General features: G+C 47.5%; 19 protein-coding genes. 7 read left to right on the forward strand and 12 right to left on the reverse strand.

Annotation, left to right across the window (positions count from 1 at the left end):
- The first annotated feature begins 547 nt into the window (after positions 1-547).
- The 3 genes from dbpA (at position 548) to AAKU64_RS06425 (ending at position 4,899) form a co-directional block, all read left to right on the forward strand.
- Positions 548-1,933, forward strand: coding sequence for an ATP-dependent RNA helicase DbpA (dbpA, locus tag AAKU64_RS06415; RefSeq protein WP_354333599.1), 1,386 nt, complete (start codon positions 548-550; stop codon positions 1,931-1,933).
- A 529-nt stretch (positions 1,934-2,462) separates the two neighbouring features.
- Positions 2,463-4,505 carry a C1 family peptidase gene (locus tag AAKU64_RS06420; protein WP_354333597.1) on the forward strand — a complete coding sequence of 681 codons (2,043 nt, stop codon included), beginning with the start codon at positions 2,463-2,465 and terminating at the stop codon, positions 4,503-4,505.
- 28 nt (positions 4,506-4,533) lie between these two features.
- The gene (locus AAKU64_RS06425; protein WP_354333595.1) at positions 4,534-4,899 is read left to right on the forward strand and encodes a hypothetical protein; all 366 of its coding nucleotides are present in this window, start codon (positions 4,534-4,536) and stop codon (positions 4,897-4,899) included.
- Between the two features lie 35 nt (positions 4,900-4,934).
- Here AAKU64_RS06425 and AAKU64_RS06430 read toward each other — a convergent pair whose 3' ends face one another.
- Together AAKU64_RS06430 and acs are read right to left on the reverse strand one after the other, a co-directional pair.
- Positions 4,935-6,125, reverse strand: coding sequence for a helix-turn-helix transcriptional regulator (locus AAKU64_RS06430; RefSeq protein WP_354361885.1), 1,191 nt, complete (start codon positions 6,123-6,125; stop codon positions 4,935-4,937).
- 453 nt (positions 6,126-6,578) lie between these two features.
- On the reverse strand, positions 6,579-8,561 hold the full coding sequence (acs, locus tag AAKU64_RS06435; protein ID WP_354361886.1) for an acetate--CoA ligase: 1,983 nt from the start codon (positions 8,559-8,561) through the stop codon (positions 6,579-6,581).
- A gap of 437 nt (positions 8,562-8,998) precedes the next feature.
- On the opposite strand from acs, the gene AAKU64_RS06440 reads away from it, so the two are divergent.
- The 3 genes from AAKU64_RS06440 (at position 8,999) to murI (ending at position 12,222) form a co-directional block, all read left to right on the forward strand.
- On the forward strand, positions 8,999-9,610 hold the full coding sequence (locus tag AAKU64_RS06440) for a TIGR00645 family protein (RefSeq protein WP_354333590.1): 612 nt from the start codon (positions 8,999-9,001) through the stop codon (positions 9,608-9,610).
- Positions 9,611-9,765: 155 nt separating this feature from the next.
- Positions 9,766-11,289 (forward strand): fumarate hydratase, encoded by a 1,524-nt coding sequence (locus AAKU64_RS06445; protein WP_354333588.1) that lies wholly within the window; start codon positions 9,766-9,768, stop codon positions 11,287-11,289.
- A gap of 21 nt (positions 11,290-11,310) precedes the next feature.
- Positions 11,311-12,222 carry a glutamate racemase gene (murI, locus tag AAKU64_RS06450; protein WP_354333586.1) on the forward strand — a complete coding sequence of 304 codons (912 nt, stop codon included), beginning with the start codon at positions 11,311-11,313 and terminating at the stop codon, positions 12,220-12,222.
- 9 nt (positions 12,223-12,231) lie between these two features.
- Here the strand turns inward: murI and AAKU64_RS06455 are convergent, their stop codons facing one another.
- From AAKU64_RS06455 to AAKU64_RS06475, 5 genes are all read right to left on the reverse strand, one after another.
- Positions 12,232-13,458: a haloacid dehalogenase-like hydrolase gene (locus AAKU64_RS06455; protein WP_503012620.1), complete on the reverse strand. Its 1,227-nt coding sequence runs from the start codon at positions 13,456-13,458 to the stop codon at positions 12,232-12,234.
- Positions 13,459-14,105: 647 nt separating this feature from the next.
- Positions 14,106-14,858 (reverse strand): alpha/beta fold hydrolase, encoded by a 753-nt coding sequence (locus AAKU64_RS06460; RefSeq protein WP_354333582.1) that lies wholly within the window; start codon positions 14,856-14,858, stop codon positions 14,106-14,108.
- Between the two features lie 25 nt (positions 14,859-14,883).
- Positions 14,884-15,894 carry a M14 family zinc carboxypeptidase gene (locus AAKU64_RS06465; RefSeq protein WP_354333601.1) on the reverse strand — a complete coding sequence of 337 codons (1,011 nt, stop codon included), beginning with the start codon at positions 15,892-15,894 and terminating at the stop codon, positions 14,884-14,886.
- A 311-nt stretch (positions 15,895-16,205) separates the two neighbouring features.
- Positions 16,206-16,667: a hypothetical protein gene (locus tag AAKU64_RS06470; RefSeq protein ID WP_354333580.1), complete on the reverse strand. Its 462-nt coding sequence runs from the start codon at positions 16,665-16,667 to the stop codon at positions 16,206-16,208.
- Between the two features lie 187 nt (positions 16,668-16,854).
- Positions 16,855-17,259 carry a DUF4431 domain-containing protein gene (locus AAKU64_RS06475; RefSeq protein ID WP_354333579.1) on the reverse strand — a complete coding sequence of 135 codons (405 nt, stop codon included), beginning with the start codon at positions 17,257-17,259 and terminating at the stop codon, positions 16,855-16,857.
- 312 nt (positions 17,260-17,571) lie between these two features.
- Here AAKU64_RS06475 and AAKU64_RS06480 point away from each other — a divergent pair, with 312 nt between their 5' ends.
- Positions 17,572-18,330: a substrate-binding periplasmic protein gene (locus AAKU64_RS06480; RefSeq protein WP_354361887.1), complete on the forward strand. Its 759-nt coding sequence runs from the start codon at positions 17,572-17,574 to the stop codon at positions 18,328-18,330.
- A 52-nt stretch (positions 18,331-18,382) separates the two neighbouring features.
- Here AAKU64_RS06480 and AAKU64_RS06485 read toward each other — a convergent pair whose 3' ends face one another.
- The 5 genes from AAKU64_RS06485 to AAKU64_RS06505 all read right to left on the reverse strand — a co-directional run bounded on the left by AAKU64_RS06485 (position 18,383) and on the right by AAKU64_RS06505 (position 23,280).
- Positions 18,383-19,174, reverse strand: a complete 792-nt coding sequence (locus AAKU64_RS06485) for an enoyl-CoA hydratase/isomerase family protein (RefSeq protein ID WP_354361888.1) — start codon at positions 19,172-19,174, stop codon at positions 18,383-18,385.
- 51 nt (positions 19,175-19,225) lie between these two features.
- Positions 19,226-20,803, reverse strand: coding sequence for a class I adenylate-forming enzyme family protein (locus AAKU64_RS06490; RefSeq protein WP_354333575.1), 1,578 nt, complete (start codon positions 20,801-20,803; stop codon positions 19,226-19,228).
- A gap of 91 nt (positions 20,804-20,894) precedes the next feature.
- Positions 20,895-21,752 (reverse strand): polysaccharide deacetylase family protein, encoded by an 858-nt coding sequence (locus AAKU64_RS06495; protein WP_354361889.1) that lies wholly within the window; start codon positions 21,750-21,752, stop codon positions 20,895-20,897.
- 181 nt (positions 21,753-21,933) lie between these two features.
- Positions 21,934-22,137 carry a hypothetical protein gene (locus tag AAKU64_RS06500; RefSeq protein WP_322119145.1) on the reverse strand — a complete coding sequence of 68 codons (204 nt, stop codon included), beginning with the start codon at positions 22,135-22,137 and terminating at the stop codon, positions 21,934-21,936.
- Positions 22,138-22,389: 252 nt separating this feature from the next.
- On the reverse strand, positions 22,390-23,280 hold the full coding sequence (locus tag AAKU64_RS06505) for a sugar nucleotide-binding protein (RefSeq protein WP_354333571.1): 891 nt from the start codon (positions 23,278-23,280) through the stop codon (positions 22,390-22,392).
- Positions 23,281-23,292: the final 12 nt, after the last annotated feature.

A 23,292-nucleotide genomic window follows, 5' to 3' on the forward strand; every position in this document is an offset into this window, starting at 1 on the left:
GACGGTTATAAATCGTTTGTTCGGCAATGCCTAGTGCTGCTGCTAAGGTTTTAGGGGAAAGAAGTGCTTCCATGGGAATGGTTTCGTTGTTAGCAATCACATGACTGCTAAACGTATAGGCACCAGTTACCAGGATTTACTTTGATCTGACGGGCGGCGGAATTTCTGCTGCAAATTTGCTGCACTTGAGTGGGTAAATTCCGGTATAATGCGGTAAGTCAGGGTATGGCATGCCATTGATTTTATTGAATATTTTGGTTTTAAGCCCCTCTAGTTTTGGGCTCACAACCCGAAGGTCGTAGGTTCAAATCCTGCCCCCGCAACCAATCAATTTCAAGTCCTTGACTCTTCAGACTCAAGGACTTTTTTGTTTTCTGCACATTAATTCTCCCTTGGGATGTGTAATCATCCTTAGGACGAGCAACTTAGCTCTCTCCGCCGCGCTATCGTGTCGTATCGTGTTGTCTCCCGCAGTACGATAAAAATGATGGGGATGTTAGACTGCGTTGCCGCTGTACTATCTGATCGTTTTCTGGAAATACCTCCCATGACAAATCCTAGCCTATTCAATACCCTGCCCTTGTCAGCACCATTGCTGGCCAATCTGGAAAGTCTCGGTTATTTAGAGATGACGCCGATCCAGGCAGCGAGCTTGCCCTTGATTCTGGAGCAACGTGACGTGATTGCGCAGGCAAAAACGGGGAGCGGTAAAACGGCGGCGTTCAGTCTGGGCATCCTTGCCAAGCTCAATCCACTCTATTTTGCGGTGCAGGGCTTGGTGATCTGCCCGACGCGTGAACTGGCGGATCAGGTATCGAATGAATTACGTCGCCTGGCGCGCTCGGTAGAAAATATCAAAGTCTTGACCTTGTGTGGTGGTGCGCCGATGCGTCCGCAAATCGCCTCGCTGGAACATGGCGCGCATATCGTGGTGGGAACACCGGGACGGATTCTGGATCATATCGGTCGCGGCAGTATCAATTTAAATACCGTACAGACGCTGGTGCTCGATGAAGCAGATCGTATGGTCGACATGGGATTTTATGAAGATATCTACGGCATTGTTGCGGCGTGTTCACCACGCCGTCAGACGCTATTATTTTCTGCTACTTACCCTGACGACATCCGCAAAGCCAGCGCGCAATTTTTGCGCGATCCAGCAGAAATCAAAGTGGAATCGCAACACACCGGCAGCCATATTGAACAACTGTTTTATCTGGTCACGCCAGAAGAACGCAATGCGGCGGTAGCACGCTTGTTATCGCATTACAAGCCGGTTTCGACGATCGCTTTTTGTAATACTAAGATCCATTGCCGCGAACTGGCAGATGAATTGCAAGCGCAGGGCATCAATGCGCTGGCGCTTTACGGCGACCTGGAGCAGCGCGAGCGTGATGAAATCTTGGTCCGTTTTGCTAATCAAAGTTGTTCAGTACTGGTCGCCACCGACGTTGCAGCACGGGGTCTGGATATCCAGACTCTGGGCGCAGTCATCAATGTTGATGTCTCCAAAGATACTGAAGTCCATATTCATCGCATAGGACGTACAGGTCGTGCTGGCGAAAAAGGTTTAGCGCTCAGTCTGGCAACGCCAAGCGAGAAAAAATGGGTCAAGCTCATCGAAGAATACCAGGGTCAATCAGTGCAATGGCATGAACTGGCTGAACTGGATGCGACCTCCAACACTACCCTGCAAGCACCGATGGTCAGCATCTGCATCATGGGCGGCAAAAAAGACAAACTGCGTCCCGGTGATTTGCTCGGCGCCCTGACCGGCGATGTGGGATTGAGCAAAGAGCAAGTAGGCAAGATCAATGTGTTTGAATTTATGACCTATGTCGCGCTAGACAGACAGATCGCTGAACAGGCTCTGGATAAATTAAGCCGCTGCAATATCAAAGGACGTCAATTCAGGATGCGGGCAATTTACTAATGCGAGCGTGACGCCAGCATAACCATCGATGCGAAGGTAATATCTAAAGAACACTATTTTGTGTTCTTTTTTTATATTCAAATATCATCCAGAGAATATACTCCCCCATTTTTTTATAGAAACAGCCTTATCGTCCAATTATTATATGGACATCTTTAATATACCCATGACAGTATATTCATCACTCCGTTTTCAAGCGTCATCTACATTGCTCAATAACGCAACAGCAACGTGAGCGGCATATCAGCAGCACATCAGCAGAACCCCTCACTTTTCTGCAAGAACCCTAATTTAATTATAAAAAGTATATTTCTATCCTTCATGTGAAGGATGTTAATTCGCTCAAATTCAATCATTATTTAGATGTCGAATTGAATAGAAATTTTAATAATTAATAAAGTTCGAAAAGTCATCTCTATTCAGTCGTCAGCACCGGTTTCTTGCCAGCGGCCACCACTGCTCACGATGCAGAATCATCGCTTGTAAGACATCTATTGACTTAATTTACTTACGATAGAAGGTACTTAAAATGGCACTCGATACAAACCTATTACAACAGGCGATCAGCCAAGCAGGCCTGAGCTGGCGTGTTCTTACGCCACCGGCTGGTCAACTGCCACGCGGACTGGGCTGGGAACCCTCGGACGCAGCTAGCATCCAACGCTCTTCTTTAGTTGCCCAATCGGTCACGCGCCTGCGCTTTCCGACGATGATGAGCGCTTTCTTCCCAACCAATGTGGTCGGCACGCTGAGTGCTCCTGCGGTTGCCAGCGCGCCTGCCGGATCACCCGGCGGTGCACATCCGGCATCCTTTGATTGGCGCGACCGCGGTGTAATTGGTCCGGTAACAGATCAAATGTATTGCGGCTCTTGTGTCTCTTTTGCTACCACGGGCATGACCGCAGCGATGGCAGCGATAGAACACGGGGCATTAAATCTAAATCTGTCGGAAGCAGATCAACATTTTGCCTCATCGCATGGTCCTAATTGTGGCGGCTGGAATAATGATGCTGCACTTGGTCAAATCAAAGGTCGCGGCATTGCGACCGAGGCGACTTTTCCGTACATGTCTGCATTTGACAATCCTCCAAAGCTGGCAAATCCTTCTGACCCCAATAGCTTATGGGCGGCGTACAACCGGGCTGAGGCAGATCGCGCTTTCCGTACCTATTCCATCAGCGATTACAGCGCATGGACTGGTGACTCCCGCAAAACTTACCTGTCTACCGTCGGTCCTATGGTGTGCGGTTTTGCTGTATATGAAGATTTTGATAGCTATGGCGGTGGTGTATATAAACATGTCACTGGCAAATATCGCGGTGGTCATGCCGTCATGGTCGTTGGTTATTCCGATATCGATCAGTGCTGGATTTGCCGTAACTCCTGGGGTACTGGCTTTGGTGGCGCGGCGCATGCTGACGGCACTGGCGGCGGCTTCTTCAAAATGGGCTACGGTCAATGCAATATCGATAGCGAACCCTTCTACGGCTGTCATGGTGTAATCCAACCGGCAACAGTACCGATGGTCACTGGTGTCTCGCGCAGTTTAAACAAACTGGATGTATTTACCCCCGGCACCAACCGCGGCACATATACCGCGGCAATGGAAGGTAGCGAAACCGCTTACCGTGGATGGTGGTCAGTACAAAACGGCGTTACTGCACCAAACACATTTATGCATGCGGTATCACGCAGTGCTGATAAGCTGGATTTATTTTGCATTGGTACAGATCACGGCACTTACACTGCTGCATGGCAACCCGGCAATGCGCATTGGGGTGGCTGGTGGCGTATTCAGGGCGGTGTTGCTGCACCTGGCACATCGATTCATGCAGTCTCACGCTGTCCGGATCAATTGGATGCATTCTGCGTAGGCACCGATGGTCATGTCTACACTGCCGCATGGAATCCAAGCAATACGTCATGGGGTGGCTGGTGGAAAATTGGCGACCTTAAAGTGGCACCGAATACGTCAGTATTTGCGGTCTCACGCAGCGCGAACAAACTGGACATTTTTGCAGTCGGTGCTGATATGGGGATTTATACCGCAGCATGGGAACCCGGCTTTACGTCATGGCATGGCTGGTGGCGTGTGCAAGGCGGCGTGGCAGCGCCAAATACGTCCGTCTACGCGGTCTCTCGCAGCGCAGATAAACTGGATATTTTCTGCGTTGGCACGGATCACGGCGTCTACACCGCAGCATGGGAACCTGGCTTTACTTCATGGCATGGCTGGTGGCGTGTGCAGGGCGGCGTGGCGGCACCAAATACCTCTGTGTTTGGCGTCTCTCGCAGTGCGAATAAGCTCGATATTTTCTGCGTTGGCACGGATCATGGCGTCTATACTGCAGCGTGGGAACCTGGCTTTACTTCGTGGCATGGCTGGTGGCGTGTTGCCAACGGTACTGCAGCGGCAGACACCTCCGTGTTTGCGGTAAGCAAAGGCCCGGATCAATTGGATATTTATGCGATTGGTACCGACCACAATGTCATCAGTTCACATTGGCAGCCAGGACAATCCGCATGGAAACCATGGATGCCCGTTGCAGGCGGCATAGCAGAAGGTGGCTAAGCCAATAGATAAGCAGGAGGCTGACAGTATGAACCCAGAGGCAAATCCAACACAAAACCACACCGCGCAACTTGTGGCCGGTGTGGCCGGTGCGGCGATTTGCCTGCCACTGAGTAACAGCGGCACCACCGGTTTTAACTGGGAACTTGAATTACCATCCGGTGTGACGCGCGTTGCAGATGTCGCAAGCAACGTATTGGGGGATATGCCGAGTAATGCGTCCAAAGGCATTTCTGAGGTGACGGGACAAACCAAACAGCTAGGTGATGGCCCGAACTACCAGTTATACGTGCAAGCGGATGCCGGTAGTTATCTCATTACTGCCAGACTGGTGCGCGCCTGGGATAAAGCGCATCCGATTAGCGTAATGCAGATTCAGTTGGAAGTGAAGTAAGCCTGTTGCAAATCTTGTTAAATTGAATGCGTATTTCAGACAACTGGAATACGCATTTTTTTTGGTAGATCGGAAGAAGATGGCGTTCTGACTGGTGGTGCCGATCCTAATAACAAGATTAATTCCTGCTGACGCGTCGTACCTGTTTTGGCATAGACCGATGATAACTGGCTGCGGATAGTAGAAATTTTTAAACCCAAAATGTCTGCCATTTCAGTCGGCGTACGACTGTCAAATAGTAGCGGCAAAATCTTCGCTTCCGCCGGACTGAGTTTAAAACTGCGCACCATAAAATCTACCGCCGCGCCGGGCTGTTTTTGCTGATCCACCAGCATTAACATCACTGCAGAACGCGCCAGCTTGCTATTGACGGTCGTCTCTTCTACATGGGCGATGGGCAATGCAAATGCTAGCAAGCGATTTTTAAAACCACATAAAGTCAGCGGACCGCCCTCACCTGCAGCGGTCTTTTGTACCAGACCGTCCAACATACCGCCAGCGGGAACGACCTGAGGCAGCGAAGTAAAAAATTGTCGATAATCGGTATCAACAATCATTTCTTTCGCACTGGTATTAAGTCTAAGTATACGTCCAGTAGCATCAAAAAAAATCACGCCAAAATCAAGACCATCTAAACTGCGCTGAAATACCGATAACTGCACTTGGTTGCTACGCCATTGCCAATGCAACTTAAACGCCCGCTGAATATGCGGCGTCAAGCGGCATAAATGTTCGACCTCCGCGTCGGAAAAATCTGCCATATCCGGCGCCCGCAACAAACTAAGAATCGCGGGTGGAGAACCAAGGCTCTCATCACTATTTTTATCCGTCATCACACTCAGTAGCAAATGTTCCACCGGGATACGCAATAAAAACTCTTTATAAAAACGCGTCTGACGTAAATCACGCAAGCTGACTAAGTCGCTACCGCGCCCGGTCATCCTCACACGAAAATCTTCACTTTTAAACGCGGCAGGCGTCCAGGGATCATGCGGCCACCAATAATCAGCATAAGCACGTGACACAGAATCCGATAAGTTATAAGACAGATAGTAGCTATGCGCACACTGCCGCCTGTCTGCAGCGCGCAACATGGCAACGCTGGCACCAAAATACTCAGCCAGAGCCCGCAGCACGTCAGCCCAACGAGCCTCATGCCCGACCGCACGATAAAGCGTCGTCAGTAGTGCATCGTCGTTCGAGCAGGGAACAAGCGTCGTAGACATGCTGAGTCTCTTTTATATTGACGATATAAATATTACAACACCAGATGTAATTTTACAAATCTATTTAGGCCAGAAAATTAGCGGATTTTAGTGACTGGCATCAAGCTTATTTTGATCGTCTGTGTCCGATACTAATGATCAGTCTGAGTCTGAATATTCATATACTCCCCCTATAAAAATAAAAAATAAGGTTATTGTCCATACTTTCATTGGACAATTAAAATATACTAATATGGAGTATATTAATCATTAAGAATTTAAAACCTCTGGCTAGCGACGTGTTTTAAGTAGTCTAGTGTCGTGATAGGCCTAAAACCCGATCTGATCAAAAACAAAACGCCACCACTACAAAAGTAGTGATGGCGCTGAGCATTAAATCAAGCGTATTGCCTTAAAGCATAGACTAATTAATTAGCGTCAAACGTTGGCTGATCTGCAACTGTTAGTAGAAATTTATTGAGCCTGCTTCAACTGCTCCAAAATTGCAGGATTTTCTAATGTAGAAATATCTTGCGTAATTTCTTCGCCTTTTGCCAACACGCGCAGCAAACGACGCATGATTTTTCCTGAACGGGTTTTAGGTAAATTATCGCCGAAGCGGATTTCTTTTGGCTTGGCGATAGGGCCGATTTCTTTGGCAACCCAGTTACGCAACTCAGTCGCAATTTGTTTGGCTTCATCACCAATCGGACGAGTACGTTTTAAGACTACAAAGGCACAAATTGCTTCGCCAGTAGTATCGTCTGGCTTGCCTACGACTGCGGCTTCTGCCACCAGAGGATGTGCGACCAGAGCTGATTCAATCTCCATCGTCCCCATGCGATGTCCGGAGACATTCAGCACATCGTCAATCCGGCCGGTAATCGTAAAATATCCCGTATCTTTATTACGAATCGCACCGTCGCCTGCCAGATACATGGTGCCGCCAAACTCTTCTGGGAAATAACTTTTCTTAAACCGCTCAGGGTCGCCCCAGATGGTACGGATCATCGACGGCCACGGGCGTTTTACTACCAAAATACCGCCCTGCCCGTTCGGCAAATCATGCCCTGTTTCATCTACAATCGCCGCCATAATCCCCGGCAAAGGCAAGGTGCAAGAACCTGGCACCAAGGGTGTTGCACCAGGCAATGGTGACATCATATGGCCACCAGTTTCGGTCTGCCAGAAAGTATCAACGATAGGACATTTTTCATTGCCGATATGCTTGTAATACCACATCCAGGCTTCTGGATTAATTGGCTCACCCACCGATCCCAACAAGCGTAGTGAAGACAAATCATATTGTTTAGGATGGATTTTTTCATCGCCATCGGCTGCTTTAATCAAGGAACGGATCGCTGTCGGCGCGGTATAAAAAATCGTCGTCTTGTGTTTTTGTATGGTGTCCCAAAACCGGCCGGCATTAGGGAAAGTCGGGATACCTTCAAACACGATTTCAGTCGCACCCGCGGCTAATGGACCGTAAGTAATGTAAGTATGGCCAGTGACCCAGCCGATGTCGGCAGTACACCAGAAGACATCGTCCGGCTTTAGATCAAAGGTCCATTTCATCGTCAGGATTGCCCATAGCAAGTAGCCACCGGATGAATGCTGTACACCTTTTGGTTTGCCCGTTGAGCCAGACGTGTAGAGAATAAATAAAGGATGCTCCGCACTAACCCACTCTGGCTCGCACACATCGGATTGAATCGCCACCAGATCATGCATCCACAGATCGCGCCCCTCCACTACCGGCACATTGCCACCAGTGCGTTTGTAGATCACGACATTACGCACCTTCTCGCAACCACCTAAGGATAAAGCCTCATCCACGATTATTTTTAATGGCAAATGTTTGCCGCCGCGCACTTGCTCATCTGCGGTAATGACCAAAACTGCACCCACGTCCACAATCCGCTCTTGCAGCGACTTGGCAGAGAATCCGCCAAACACTACCGAATGCGTCGCACCTATCCGGGCGCAAGCTTGCATGGCAACGACGCCTTCCACCGACATTGGCATATAGATGACAACGCGATCGCCTTTGCTGATGCCGAGCGACCTCAATCCATTGGCAAATTGACAGACCTTTTGATGTAATTCTTTATAGGTCACCTTGGTCACGTCACCATCGTCTGACTCAAAAATCACGGCGACTTTATCGGCGTTACCGTTTTGCAGATTAACGTCTAGGCAGTTATAGGACACATTCAATAACCCGTCTTCAAACCATTTATAAAATGGTGCTTCAGATTCATCTAACACTTTATTGAATGGTGTGTGCCAGTGCAGATTTTCTCGCGCCAATCTGGCCCAAAAACCTTCATAATCCTGCGCAGCTTCTGCACAGAGAACCTGATAGGCATCCATCCCAGAAATAGTGGCATTGGCAGCAAACGCAGCAGGTGGGGGGAAAACGCGGGTTTCGGCTTTGACAGCGTCGAGGTCAGGCATGATTATCTCCAGCTTATTGTAATTAGTTGAGTATCGTTCTGGCTCAGTGTAAATTCAATTTACACTCACTGAGCTTGTTGCTATTGCCATAAATTACCATCAATCAACAGACTCACACATCAATGTCGATTGCAATATCTATTGAGGTGTTAACTAGTTTTATGATCGTAATGGATGCAGTCTCAAGCAGCACATTTGGTATATGAACAAGCAGTAACAGCACGAGACAATTAAGCATAGCAACTCTTTATGAAACAAGCCTTTGCAGCCAATGTTAGCGTAACTACTACAGCCATGACGATAGCCCATACCATAGGCGCAGAGACTTACTGAAGCCTTACGCTCGTACAATTTGCCTGTATCAACACTCACCATCCACGCTGTCGCCGTGTAAAATACGGGCTAATTTAGTTTTTTCCCCACCTGTGATTCTGACTATGTCAACACCTGACGCACCACGTAAACTTTCCCCTATTGCTGGCATCATTTTTTTCAGCCGTTGGTTACAACTGCCGCTGTATTTAGGTTTGATACTCGCACAAGCAGTGTATGTATTTCATTTCTGGGTAGAACTTAGCGACTTAATCGGCGCTGCTTTGGGCAATCAATCTGCGCTTGATCATATTTTGGATGCTGTCAGCGTTACCAATGCGACGCGCCCAACCAAACTTAATGAAACCACAATCATGTTGGTTGTACTTGGCCTGATCGACGTTGTAATGATTTCTAACTTGCTGATTATGGTCATCATCGGCGGATATGAAACCTTTGTCTCGCGTCTTGGCATTGAGGGTCATCGTGACCAACCGGAGTGGCTATCCCATGTCAATGCGACCGTGCTTAAAGTCAAATTGGCGATGGCAATTATTGGTATCTCTTCTATCCATTTGCTGAAAACGTTTATTAACGCCTCGGCCTATGATGCAAAGACATTGATCGCACAAACGGTAATACATATTGCCTTTTTATTGTCAGCACTGGCGATTGCTTACTGCGACAATCTGCTGACCAGAACTCAGAACGAAACGCATAAAAAACTCAGTCATTAAGTATAAAAATGCCTCAGTCATTATTTTCTGTCGTGTACATGGCGATCACCAAGCTGCCATGCGTGCGACACAAATGCGATACCAATAAAACATAATTACGACTTCACATTTTTACCTAACAACACCGATTTTCTTACTTAGCCAAGAGCCATATCATGACAGTCATTAAACAAGACGACCTGATCGAATCCGTTGCCGCTGCTTTGCAATACATCAGCTATTACCATCCTGCCGATTACATTGCCCATCTGGGACGTGCATATGAAGCGGAACAAAGTCCTGCGGCCAAAGATGCCATTGCACAAATCCTGACCAACTCGCGTATGTGCGCGGAAGGCCACCGTCCGATTTGCCAAGATACCGGCATCGTCAACGTATTTATGAAAATTGGTATGGGTGTGCGCCTGGAAGGCTTCACCAGCTCCATCACCGATGCAGTGAATGAAGGTGTACGTCAAGGCTATGCCAATGCAGATAACGTCTTACGCGCATCGATCGTCGCTGATCCGTTGTTCGACCGTAAAAACACCAAAGACAACACCCCTGCTGTAATCCATATGGAACTAGTACCAGGCAATACGATTGATATTCAGGTCGCAGCCAAAGGCGGTGGTTCTGAAAATAAATCCAAATTTGTCATGCTCAATCCGTCCGATTCTCTGATTGACTGGGTGATGAAAACCGTCCCGACCATGGGTGCAGGCTGGTGTCCGCCGGGCATGCTCGGTATCGGTATTGGTGGTACTGCAGAAAAAGCTATGTTGATGGCAAAAGAATCCTTGATGCAAGACATCGACATGTATGAATTAAAGCTGCGTGGCCCACAAAACAAAACGGAAGAACTGCGCATAGAACTCTGCGACAAGATCAATGCTCTGGGCATTGGCGCACAAGGTCTCGGCGGATTGACTACCGTGCTGGACGTCAAGATCAATATGTATCCGACTCACGCAGCATCGAAGCCAGTCGCAATGATCCCTAACTGCGCAGCGACACGCCATGCGCATTTTGTAATGGATGGTTCTGGTCCTGTCTATATGGATCCGCCATCGCTCTCTACCTGGCCAAAAGTACAGTGGACAGCGGATACCGAAAAATCCAAACGCGTTGACCTCAACACCCTGACCAAAGAAGAAGTCGCCTCCTGGACGCCGGGTCAGACATTGCTGCTCAACGGCAAAATGTTAACCGGTCGCGATGCTGCCCATAAGCGGATTCAAGACATGTTGGCCAAAGGCGAGAGCTTGCCAGTCGATTTCACGAACCGCGTCATTTATTACGTTGGTCCGGTCGATCCGGTACGCGACGAGGCCGTTGGCCCCGCAGGTCCTACCACCGCGACACGGATGGACAAATTCACCGACATGATGCTGGAAAAAACAGGCTTGATCTCGATGATCGGTAAAGCAGAGCGTGGCCCGGCCGCAATCGAATCCATCAAAAACCACAAGTCAGCCTATCTGATGGCGGTGGGCGGAGCGGCTTACCTCGTCTCTAAAGCAATCAAAACTGCAACCGTGGTCGGCTTTGCCGATTTGGGCATGGAAGCGATTTATGAGTTTGACGTAGTTGATATGCCAGTGACGGTTGCGGTCGATTCTAACGGTACCTCAGTGCACAACACTGGTCCTAAAGAATGGCAAGCCAAGATTGGCATTATCCCGGTCACAAATTCTTAATCTCGTTAACAAAATACGCCTATGAATGTAAAAATTGACGCAGCCATAGGCGTGTTTGATTCTGGTATCGGCGGTCTGTCGGTACTTCAGCATATCCGTAAAGACCTTCCCAACGAACATCTGATCTACTTCGCCGATTCTGGATTTGCGCCCTATGGCGACAAACCGGAATCGCTGATTGTAGAACGCAGTCTAGCCGCCGCACAGTTCTTGACAGAACAAGGCTGTAAAGCGCTGGTAGTCGCCTGCAATACCGCCACTGCCGCGGCGATTAAAGCATTACGCCACACTTATCCCGATCTGATACTGGTTGGGGTAGAACCAGGCTTAAAGCCTGCTGCACAACAAAGTCAGAACGGCATCGTCGGCGTATTGGCGACACAAGCAACACTGCAAAGTGAAAAGTTCATCGCCCTAAGAGATCAGTTAACGGCAGAAACCGGAACACGCTTTTTTTCACAAGCCTGCGTAGGCTTAGTCAATCAGATTGAAAAAGCCGAACTGCATTCAGCAGAGACCGTCCGCCTGCTGCACCAATACCTAACTCCGTTATTGCAGCAAGGTGCAGATACGATCGTACTTGGCTGTACCCACTACCCGTTTGTCGCTGAGCTGATTTTAAAAATCATTGCTGAATTCAACACCAGTAATCCACAAACTAGCGTGAAATTAATCGATACTGGCAAAGCAGTCAGCAAACAATTAACGCGCTTGTTAGCGAGCAATGTTGAACACGCGACTAGGGCCGTATCAGATTCAAAAGCAGCACCAGATTCGAACTCACACTCCATTATCGACACAGCAAACAAGTTAATTGTCTACACCACAGGCAGCTCAACGACATTGGCATATGCACTTGACCGACTACTTCACATCAAAGAAAAAGACCGAGAAATTATGCATTTATCGGTCTCTTCCAAACTCGCTAACTAGCGAAACTCCTTACGCCAGCAGCGCAGCTACGGCTTTGCCATACTTAATCGTGGTTTCTGCCGGCAGCCAATTACCCGTAGATTCCTGGCGACCTTGTAATACAAAGCGAGGATGTACCTGAGCTAAATTGTCAGCAGCCTGTTTAGACAATTCTCCGATCTTGCCTTTTTTAAGCCGGTTCACCACCAGACTCAATTCGGTCTCTGAAAAATCGCGCAGCATATCGTAGTCACCGTCGCTATCGCCAGCAACAAAGATCGGACCATAGCCCTTCTTCGCGACCAGTTCCCGCTTGATCACTTCGGATTTTCCTGGCCCCCAATTAATCGGCCAATCCTTGCGATAGACATTTTTAAAAATCTCGCCGTCCTTCTCTAAACGTAATCCCAATACGTTCTGACGTTCGACATGAAAACCATATTTGGGCTGAGTCGCAAAGACGGCAACCACGTCTTCCAAAGACGCTGTGCTGACATATACATCAATACCGTGGCTGCGGAACGCGCTCATCAGACTGGCGATCTCGGTCGCCAAACGTATTCCATGAAAATGGCTGGTAGTGATCACACCGGCCTTGCCAGACAAAGCAAGGGGGCTCGTATATTTAGTCTTGGTCAGACTCATGCCAAGGTTAGCGTCGTTGGACGCCTCAGCCAATTTGCTCAGATCGGCGACACTCATATTGGTGAAGAAATAGATAATCCATGGATAACCGACCGCAACTCCGTGGGTATCATTAATTGCCTCATATAAGAAATACAGCTTGGCGCGAAAATCCTGGAACTGTTCTGTCTGGGTAATTTCTTCCAGCGATTTATTGCCGTTCATGAGTTTGAAATTCGCATTCAAAAATGCGTAATCAGCATCCAGATCGCTGCAAATAGATTCTAAATCTACGACATTACCTGCGGCATTTTTATAGTCCGCCATAAATTTTCCGGCGGGGACATTTTGGCGAATAATCGCAGAGAATTCTGTCGGTGTCAGCTTGAAGGACAAGGTGTTGATCTGATACATCAACAAAGCCTCTTCACAATCATTCATGATGCTAGTGTTATCCCAATCAAATACGGCGTAGGGACGGCGTTTGGCAGAGTATTTTTTTGAGGTATTGCCATGTTTAGCAATCAACGCTTCGATCAACTCTCTGTTACGCGGTGACCATTTAGCGCTATCGATACTGACTTCAAAGACTGCACGCAACGGTTTGGTTTGCGCTTCTGCGCTAGCAACCATACCTACACTTGCCGCACCGGCCAAAATACCTTGCAGCAGATGACGGCGTTGAATGGATGGCTTAGCCACTGCTGCTGAAGTATGCTGCGTTATGGACTTAGTGATGTCTGGCGTTACCGATTCAGCGCTCGATTGGTTGACTAATAATTTCGCTAGTTGACTTGGGCGCTTGAGCATGACGGTTCTCCACAGAAAATAAATAGCCCAAGTGTAAGAATGATTTATGACCGGCTTACGACAATCGAAGCTCATTCTCGTACTTGCTCTCTTTCTACGCACCTAAATCTGAGCCGTCCTAGCATCTGTGCAAATCAAAGGAAGTACCTCAGCTTAGCAAGCACAAGCTTAAAGAAATCATATACTCCCCTTTATTTTTCTGATTTATGCCTTATTGTCCAATGATTATATGGACACTCTATATTTACTAGATAGGAGTATATTTAATGACACTCGTAGAATGACTGATCAAATAGTTCTGCGAAGGTAGTGATTGAGTGTGAAACTTTATCGTCATCAAGGACAGATCACTGGATTTTAGCCTGCGCTGGAATGACACATGGGGGAATTTTTAGCTCAATTTAACAAGCTATCCAGCTTATGTTAAACGGCGACCTACCTTGATATCTAATACGACTATTGAGTCAGTATTACTTTGATAGCCAATCAGCAATTTGCTGCATTACCCATCCTGCATCATCCAAAGGCAAATCATGCCCGGCGCTTGGATGCAATCGAATTTCACAATCCCACAATTGCGCTAATGTGCGCGAACATGCAGGATTGACCAAGTCATCACCCAAGCCTGCGAGCAATAAGGTTGGCATTTGTGGCGCGGCATAAGGTGCACGATACGACAGCGCCGCCGATAATTGCCGCAAGATATTTTTACGGCTAATCGGACATTCCTCTGCATAGCTAACCCATCGCTTCAACAATGCCGGAGCTTGCTGCGTGTCAGTTTGCTTGCTGGTAATCCGCATAATCAGTGCCTCGCGCTGCTCGACCGAGCCACGTAGTAAAGCACCAAGTAAAGCAGGATAATTTTGAGGACGCAGGCGATGATAAAACGGATTATGCGGCGCCAGACTGGTGTTGATTAGTACCATCCTCTCGACTTCGCCCGGATACAAACGACTCCATGCCACCGCTGCCATTGCACCGAGCGACAAGGCAACTATTTGATAAGGAGGCGGATAAGCCAATGCCAGCAGTTGTGCGCGCACAGATTCGACCATTGCGTCTACGCTGGTCGCACTGGCTTGCTGATACAAGCGACCATTACCAGGAAAATCTAAAGTCACGATGGCGGCATCGCCAACTACAGATTGAAACGCTTGAGGGAAATCACCCCAATGACGCGCCTCTCGCATCAAGCCGCGTAACAGTACCCAGCTTGTCATCTCGAGGATCGCTTCATGTGCCGCATCATGGCCGATACCAGCGCGCTACAGCACGCTCTTGCACACGGCAACGGGTTGGCCCCTTGGTCAGCCAATGCTCATGCCCACAAGTCGCCCGCATTAAAAAATCCAACCAGACTGTATGGCGACGCAATACCCTTTGCAGGCGATGCTCGGCCACCGGATTAAACATGCCATGCCGCGAAAATAATTGGCGCGGATTTTTCTTCACCCATAACCATGACCCCATTTCCAGAGTAAATGGTAAAAAAGTTTTGGACGGATCTTGCTGCGCCTGCAGATACAGATAATCCCAGATATCACCGTGGGTTTGGTATTGCAGACTTTGCGGCTCAAACAGATAACGGTGATTGGGATAAGTTTGCTGAAACAATTCTTCCAGTGAGAGAATATCGGCGATGTGCTCAATCGGATGCACGCTATGCGCATGCGGAAACCATACCCGGTCACGCAAACCAAAACCCGAATGACAATCAACCGCAATACTAAACTGGCGGCTTAACAATTCATCCTGCACAATTTTGCATAAAGCTTGATTCTCTAGTTCCATCTCCGCGCCAGCAACTCCACGATACCAAGGCAAATGGCGGCTAATACGATGTCCGCCCAACAAAAACGGCACTTTATCTGCCGCCTCCACTGGGGAGTTACGCATCAGATCCACACCCTGCGGATTGCAACGCGTTGCCTGCCACATTCCACCCGGATTAATCAAAGGCATAAACACCAAGCGCACGTCTTGCAACATATGATGCAGACTTTTATCCCACGCCAGCCGCGAGATCAGAACACGCAAAAAACTCAGCAAGACCTGAGTACCAATCCGCTCCAAACCATGAATACCACCGAAAAATCCTATCGCCGGCACACCAGGATCAGGATTACCCAAACAAAGTTTGTAGACAGGAAAACGCTTATGTTTGACACTCACCTCGCAAGCAACAGACGCCTCCAGATGCCCTCGCCCAAGGGTAAGGATGCGTTCCAATTCTTGCATTTCAGGCAGAGCAGGCATGATAGTAGCGGCAGCGATGGCGGTAGAAATAGAATTTGCGATGCTAGTAGACAACTGCAAGGAAAGCAAGGCGAACACAGAAATTGCCACTTTCCAGTGAAAAATACGGACCATCTCTAAAGATGCATAGAGAAGTTTTACTTAATTTATCAATTAGGACTTACGCAAAATTGTCCCGGCAAGGCGTAGCGACGAAGATAGTACTTGAGTACAGCTAGAACCTACAACACAGCCGGGGCGGTTTTGCGTAAGTCCTATCTATAAACTCTTCTTAGTCAATCTCACCTTCAACGGTTGGTAATCAGCTTGTCTCAGTTTTGATCCGGAGCATTTTTAACGCCCTCTTTAAGCTGCTTCGTCATTTTTTTATTTTGATTCTCGAAGTCTTTAACCAGCTTATTACAAATAGTTTTCTTCGCCTCGCACAACACGCCCATCTCGACGTAAAGATCGCCGTTCGACCGATTCTTTAATGTCCGCTTTACTACTGCGGGATAAGCCGGATAAGTTGGTGGAGTGAACGACCAGATCGTCATCCCATCAGCCTCGGTAATGATAGTCCATGCGTCAGGCGTGGTATTGACCGATACATCAGGCTTTGCATTGACCGCCTCCAACGCTGAAGCGACGGTCTTAAATCCGGTGCCAGATACTTTAGACGGAACAGCTTTGGCTGCCGTTTTTTCAGCCTGCGCGAAAGCACTTGAAGCACAAACGGACAAGCTCATCAGCAATGCAGCACGAGCGAATAGTGGGGTCATTCGTTGGGCCATTAGTAGCTCCTTAAAAATAACGGGGATAAGTATGAACAAGCTTTTACATCAAAAAAAGTGTGTCTATATTATCCAGCATCATAATACGAATGTTGACGGACACTCCAATTCCTAACTTGGAAAAATCTTAAACTAACTACGTAAAAAAATTAGCTCATTTAGTTTATGTGGGATAAATAAACTTAGATCACTCATCCACCTGGAGCAATACATCCGTATGATGGTGTCCAGAGATTGCAGAGAAGAGCGACCCACTAAGCTGGATCTGTGTGCCCAGTTTAGGACGTAATTTTTTATATTGCGACTGGTTCAGCACTAACTGAATTTCTTTGACTGAGGCAAATGCTGTTTGCTCGCTGCCGGGAGTAGTCACAGTACAAATCGCATGCGTCAACGTCAGATAAAACCCCGTCTCAGCGGTATCGCCATCTTTAATACTTTCAAAATTAGGTGCGCCGGGAAAGGTCGCACGATGTAGCTTACCAGCAAGTTTGACCTTCACTGGTTCATAAGACAGGCAATCCGTGGCAGCGAAAGCCGGTGTGTTCAGCAATACAGTTATAAAAAGAAATAGCTTTAAAAGTGTTCTCATTGAACAAAACTCCTCGATACATTAGACCAATTAAATAGTTTTCTCACACCCTACAAAAATCGCTTTCATAGGCAGTTGAGTAAACAGGTTTTTGCCATCTGCTCTGCCAGTCTAAATAGACGACCTGAATATAGCTATTTTAAATACAAAATTTTTACAGCGCAGCGATCCGGCATCGCTATACTCTGCAAGATATGATCAAAAGAAATGGTAGCGTCCACCTTGCCAAAACAATTCGATACAAGATCAGATAAGGTCAGAGTGCAGACTGTTAATCGAGCTAGCGCTCTTTTTGCGGTATGTGTCGTCTGGATGTCACTACAATCATCCAATGCTGAAAGCTGTGAGAAAACTGTCCGCTGGGATAACGACAAACCATATTCATCCTTGAACGCAGATGGCGTCCTGGTTGGCTATTATGTAGACACAGTAAAAACTGTACTACAAAGAATGGGATGCACAGCCAAGTTTGTTGAACTACCCTGGGCGCGTGCCTTGGCAGAACTGGAAGCAGGACGGCTAGATATTCTGCCGGGTGCTTTAAAGACCGAGCAACGCGATCGCTTTGCACTCTTTTCAAGAGTCATCAATCGATCTCCCAACGTCTTGTTTGTTGCGAAATCGTCTCTTAAAAAATACCCGTTAAAGAGCCTTGAAGACATCATGGCAACTGACTTTAAGCTTGGCACTCAGATTGACGTTTCTTACGGTAAGCAATTTGCTACGTTATCAAAAAATCCGGCGTTCTTAACCCACTTAAATCCGATTTATAGTCGTACCAATGGTTGGAAGATGTTACAACTCGGACGCATCAATGGACTGATCGCCGATGAAGCAACCGGACTGGTCGAACTACAACAGCTCAATTTAAGTAATGACATCATCAAAAGCGCTATCATCGTTTCTGATGATCCCGCCATGATCGCGTTTAGTAAAAAAACGATCGATACCGCATTTGTCAGCCGCTTCAATGCAGCGTTTGAGAGCATCATAAAGGATGGAGAATATGTGCGGATCAGAGACCGCTATATTCCTTGCAAAACATTGGTACAGACGCTTGGGTGTCAGTAATTTGAGGATTGAATCGTGTATTGCTATCTCTAATACTCTTTTACTGGCCGGGCTATTTAAACGCTAACGGTTGCTTGCTCAAAAACCGTTTGACTGCATCGCGGTGATAGCTGGTGGAACGCGCCAGACCTTGGCCTGTTGCTTCCATTTCTAACATCGTCGTCAAGTTACTTCCTAGTGATGCGTTCATCGCTCGTTTGGTCAGGCTAATAGCTGTTTGTGATCCCTGGGTAAAACTCAGTGCCATTTCATGCGCACGTGCGGCTAATTTTTCTTCTGGCTGAATCTCAAAAACGATGCCCATTTGTTGTGCTTCTTCCGCATTGATTTCTCTGGCAGAAAACGCCAGTTCTTTTGCTCTTTGTAGTCCGACGATACGTGGTAAAGTATAAAAAACGCCGCAATCAGGTATCAGACCTAAACGTAAAAAGGCGAGGCAAAATCGGGCTCTTGGAGTCGCTATAATAAAATCTGCTGCCAGTGCCAGACCAAAACCAGCGCCGTAGGCAGGGCCATCTACCGCCGCAATTACGGGACGATCTAATGTGATTAATTCTTCTAGCCAGAGGTGCAGTTCTGCCATCCGGTCGCGTCCATCTTCTGCCGAGCCACTAGCATCCATCGTGCGGATGTCACCGCCAGAGCAAAATGCGCCCCCTGCTCCGGTAATAATTAAGGACTTGATCTGACGATCATGACAAATATCGGATATGACATCAGCGATCTCGTTTCGCATTACCATATCAAGCGCATTTTTTTGTGCAGGCCGGTTCAAAGTCAGAGTTGCGATTCCGTTATCGACGGTATAAATGATGGCCTGAGTAGCACTAGTAGTACGCTGCATTTAAATCCCCTTTACTTTTCTATATTGACACCAAGCTCCAGCGATAAAACCTTATCCTAATTCAGCATGAATCTGATATTGATCGCGTAGTTCTCGCTTCAGTATTTTTCCAATCGGACTTCGCGGTAAGGCATCCACGATTTCGACTGCAGACAGACGCTGCATTTTCCCGAGCCTGGCATTTGTCCATGACAAAATATCGGATGCTGTGAGTACGCCACTATTTACAACCACAAACGCAATGGGCGTCTCTCCCCATTGATTTGACCGTACGCCTACCACTGCTAGATCGACCACACCTGTATGCTGAGACAAGATTGCCTCAATATCACTTGGATAAATATTGAATCCGCCAGAAATAATCATGTCTTTCTTGCGATCTATCAAGGTTAAGAAACCGTCTTCATCAAACCGGCCTACGTCACCGGTGCGGATAAAACGCGCCCCATTTGCGTCATACCATTCTGCCTCTGTCGTTTTCTCGGGTAATTTGTGATAACCGGACATCATACCCGGAGAGCGTCCGACAATTTCACCTTGTTGTCCTACGGGCAGTGTTTGACCTTGCTCATCAATAATACGAAACTCACTACCGGGGGCTGGCTGTCCTACCGTATGTAATTTTGCACGATGCTGATGCGCCAGTAACATACAAGTGCCACCGCCCTCTGTCATACCATATAACTCAGTCAAGCCGCCAGGCCAGCGATCTAGGACTTCTTTTTTCAGCGCAGCGGAAAACGGCGCGCTGGTTGAAAACTTAAACCGGTAAGACGATAAATCGTACTGATCAAAATCAGGATACGCCATCAAACGCTGATACTGCACTGGCACGAGCATAGTGTGCGTAACACGATGTTGTCGCGCCAAAGACAGATAAGTTTTTACGTCAAACTTTGCCATCAAAATAGTCGTTCCACCCATTGCGACTGTGGCAAAGAAACTGACTAGCGTGGTGTTGGAATAAAGTGGTGTCGATAGTAACGTGACTGCATCTATGCCATAGCCACTAAACTGGCCGCGCTGCACATGCGCCCACCGCATCGCATGAGGTTGAACGATGCCTTTAGGCTTACCTGTAGTGCCAGATGAGTAAATAATATTGAATACGGAATCTGGGCGAATGTCTGGAATTCTAAGGTCACTAACCTGACCAGTTAAAGGCGCGAGCCAGTTGTCCAAAGAATTATTTGTAGCAGAACCGAGAGAAATTACAGGTGTATCGACCTGATCAATTACGGATGCCATATTCGCGATCATATCCCTATCAAGAAAAACGATGCGAGCATCAGCATCAGTAATCATCGACAGTAAACCGTCTGCAGTGTTGGATGGCGCCAATGGCGCAACAGCAACGCCCGCGCGGATAGCACCCAAAAATACGATGACATACTCTAATGAAGTTGCAGCACAAATCGCAACCGCGTCGCCAGCACGTACATCGTCGCGCTGCAAAGATGTTACGACTAAGTCCATCATATGATCCAGCTCTTGATATGTCAGCGTTTGTCCATCCTGAACATATGCCAAATGCTGAGGTCGATGCGCTGCATGTAACTGAATCAGTTCTGAAATTGTCGCAAAATCTTTCTGCAATAGCGTAGCAACTGCACTTTGATACAGATCCATTAGAGGTCTCCCGTTTTTATTATCTGGACTAAAAAACTGTGTAGCTAAGATGGATTGATAAATTACAGTCACTACTACCCTACCAGCTTTTTCAAGGCAGCATTTTTTCAAACTCAGCATCGGTCAATCGACTAAATGTAAAACCCTCCGCCTGCAAAGTAGCGACGATCTTATCTAATTGTCTGATGGTATTAGGATGAATCTCATGCATCAGAATAATACCGCCATCATGGTTACGAACTGATGATAGTACATGCTCTAAAAAGTTTTCTCGGTTTTGCGGGAGAACGCCGCAACTCAGTGCCTCTTTTAAATCTACAACGCCTTTGTGATCAAAAGCCCAGTCACAGGAATCAACATGCCAGCCTACGATTTTATAATCCAGCGATTTGACCAGTTGGTTGGCATCGCACGTTGAATTGCCATAGGGGTAGCGAAAGAATTTTAGTGGCGTCGTTTTGGCGAATAAAGCGGTGCTCTTCTCTACCTCTGTAGTTTGCTCTGCGACAGAGATATCGTGAAAATTGGGATGACTCCATGAATGCACGCCGATCATTGCATGCGTCGATGCTTGCACCAGACTGACTAGATCAGGATGCGCCTGCGCTTTTTCTCCGATCATGAAGAAGCTGCCGGGCACATTGTATTTTTCCAACACAGAAAGTATGTATTTGGTTTGCTCTGGATCAGGGCCATCATCAAACGTCAGCACGACTGTTTTATGTGGAGGCGTAGCGGCGATCTCGGACTCATAACGGCACTGACGATGCAAGGTATCGCTATCGATCGACAGGTGCTCTATCAACTTTTTCAAGCGATGTTTGCGTATTGTTTTAGATTCCTCTGCGACAGAGTGCTCTTGGGCTGTCGGGACGCTTTCTTGTGCTTTCGCTAAAGAACAATTTAAAAAGATCAACGTCACGAAAATACAGAGAATGAAATTACGCATAAAGTTCTTTTATTGGGCGATTCGTGATGCAGGGCAAAACTGCGAGGCAAAAAAATTGGTCAATAAGAGCAACAGACTAGCTCCCGATTGACCATTTTGACTTTCTAAGAAGTATTCAATGTTGGCAGATGACGACCGGGCGCGAACTACACCTCAACATCTCAACATCAATGCGACTCAATTAAAGCGAGGTAAAACCACCTAATTGTGCCAGTTTATGTTCTTGACCATCATGCGTTACCGAAACCAGATCAATCTGGTAAGGCGCATTCAATTCATGACGCAAGCCAGCGCCTTTATTGACAGCGGCCAGATAATCGTCACCTGCTTCTACGGTTTTAGTCGGTTCATCTTTTTCATTTTTGCAGATTAAACGGTAATGCATTTGTAGATTCCCTATCGAGTTTGGTTTTAAAAATATTGGAGGCTAAACGCCTGCTCTAACCATAAGTGTAAACAAAAACCCGCCAATAGCGGGTTTTAAGAACAAGAAATAATATTTTGAAACAATTTATCCGCTATTTCAGTTTCTCATCAGCGCTGACTCATAAAATATACTCACTATAAGTATATTTTTATGTGCAATAATAATATGGGGAATACCTTATATTTATCCACATACTCCCCATTTTTTCACTCAAATAACAGTTTTAGCTGCCAGAATCCCCTGCTCAACCGTCCGATAACGCAAACGCATGCCCAGTTCTGCTTTGATACGCTGATTTAACATGCGACGCGACTCTGACATAAACGATAGCAACATCGGTGTCACCTGTTGCGCCACCTCAGAGCGTGGCAAGCGCGGCGGATGCGGCAAATCAAAAGCGTCTGCGACCAGATCAAAGTAATCAGCCATCTTCATATCGCTGTCGTCGACGGTGTGATAAACACGATTAGAACTTGCACGAAATAAGGCCAGCTTGATCAGCATCGCCAGATCGTCGGCATGGATATGGTTGGTGTACACATCATCCGATGCTTGCAGGGCTGGCGTGCCTTTTTTTAGGCGATCAAGCGGCAGGCGATCTGCTGCATAAATCCCTGGTACCCGCAAAATAGATAAGCTGGATTGGCTGCGCCTGGCCCACTGTCTTAAACACTGCTCTGCCGCTACACGACGACGGGCACGGGCGTTTTGTGGTGCGACTGAACGGGTTTCATCAAACTGTGCACCTTGACAATCGCCATACACGCCGGTCGTACTTACATAAACAAGGCGACTCTTGTCGGGTAAAATGGCGGTCAAATTTCGGGTTCGGATATCAGCTTCACCTTCTGAGCGCGGCGGTGCCAAATGGACAACCATCTGCGCCAGCCCTTTCAGACGTGCCAAGGTATGCGGCTGATCCAGGTTTGCGGTGATCGGAATGGCACCGGCGGCGCGTAATTCGGCCTGTCTTGCAGGCTGACTGGTCACAGCAAAAATACGGAAACGGTCACGCAATAAGGGCAAGAGACGCATACCAACATCGCCGCAGCCAAAAATCAGTAACCGCGGCTTGCCTAGTTGCTTGTGATTCACTGTCATAGATTCATTGCC

The organism is Undibacterium sp. GrIS 1.8, assembly GCF_040544445.1.
GTDB lineage: Bacteria > Pseudomonadota > Gammaproteobacteria > Burkholderiales > Burkholderiaceae_D > Undibacterium.